This window comes from Ruegeria sp. YTSC192 (assembly GCF_059609705.1).
In genome coordinates, this window is sequence record NZ_JBXWMG010000026.1 from 1 (window position 1) to 1,358 (window position 1,358).

At 55.7% G+C, this 1,358-nt stretch carries 1 protein-coding gene; it reads right to left on the reverse strand.

Features of this window, described 5'->3' with window-relative positions; translation table 11 throughout:
• Positions 1–249: 249 nt before the first annotated feature.
• Entirely contained in the window at positions 250–1,269 is a 1,020-nt protein-coding gene (locus AC2FD8_RS19685; protein WP_496858963.1) for an IS110 family RNA-guided transposase, read from the reverse strand.
• Positions 1,270–1,358 lie beyond the last annotated feature (89 nt).

The following is a 1,358-nucleotide window of genomic DNA, read 5'->3' on the forward strand; positions in this document are numbered from 1 at the left end:
TGTGTGGATGGCTCCTGCATAGCAAGACATTTTTTGAGCTGATATGAGCGTCTGTCAGATGCGGTCGTGTGTCCGGCCTTTTTGCGCAGCGCACGCGGCTGCTGGCCCTGATGGTTTCCGCTGACCGAGTCCCAAACCGCTTCGCGGACAACGACGTGTCCCTGACATTCGACGGGGTGTCTTGGTTGGCGGGCTGACATTGCTCCATCATCTCAATTGTCTTGCGTCTCTTGTGTTCCTTTTCTGTGGTTATGCTGCGTGAGGTCTGTAACGTTCGTTTCGGGTCAAGACTGCCCAGATGATGCGGGCGGTTTTGTTCGCCATGGCAACGGTAGCAACGCGTGGAGGTTTGCGTTCACGTAATGCCATTGCCCAAGGATCAACGCGGTCGGGATTGACCTTCATTTGGTTCAATCGGGCGGTCATGCCGGTGACAAGCAGACGCCTGAGGTATCGATCTCCCATTTTGGATATGCGCCCGAGACGTTCCTTGCCGCCACTTGACCGGTTGATCGGTGTCAGCCCCAGCCAGGCAGCAAACTCGCGACCATTGCGGAACTGATGCCCATCGCCCGCTGTCGCAACAATGGCCGAGGCGGTAACAGGGCCGACCCCAGGAATGGTCCTTAGCAACATAATTTTTGGGTCTCTACGACCTTCAAGCAGAATGCGTTTATCGTACCAGAGAATGCGCAAGTGCAGAGCAACCATCTGGTTGCACAGGTTCGTCAAAACTTCGATGGCGACTTCAGGAATGCTCGGACGATCTCCGTCCAATACCGCCTTTGCAAACTTTACTGCGCTCCCAATCCCTTGGGCAATCACGATACCAAACTCCCCCAGTAGGCTGCGCAGCATGTTGCTGAGCTGCGTCCTTTGCCGCACGACCAGATCGCGCGCACGATGGAGGAACAGGACGCCCTGCTGTTCTTCAGTCTTGATTGCAACAAAGCGCATCGTGGGGCGCGTCACGGCCTCGCAGATTGCCTCTGCATCAATGGCGTCAGACTTGCCGCGTTTGACATAGGCTTTCACGTACATCGCAGGCATCAATCGGACTTCATGGCCCTGCATCCGGAATTGACGCGCCCAGTGGTGGCTGGATCCGCAGGCCTCCATACCAATGAGACATGGTTCAAGCTTTTCGAAGAATTGCAAAAGCTGGGCACGCCTTAGTGACTTGTTGAACGCAACGGTTCCGTCCGATGTGATCCCGTGCACCTGAAAGATGTTCTTGGCCAGATCTAGGCCGACTGTTGTAACATGCATTGGGTGGCTCCTTTCCTAGCAGTGATAGGCAACTGCATTATGGCGCATTGCGACGCCGGTTGGAGCAGGAGCCATCCACCCCATCCGCT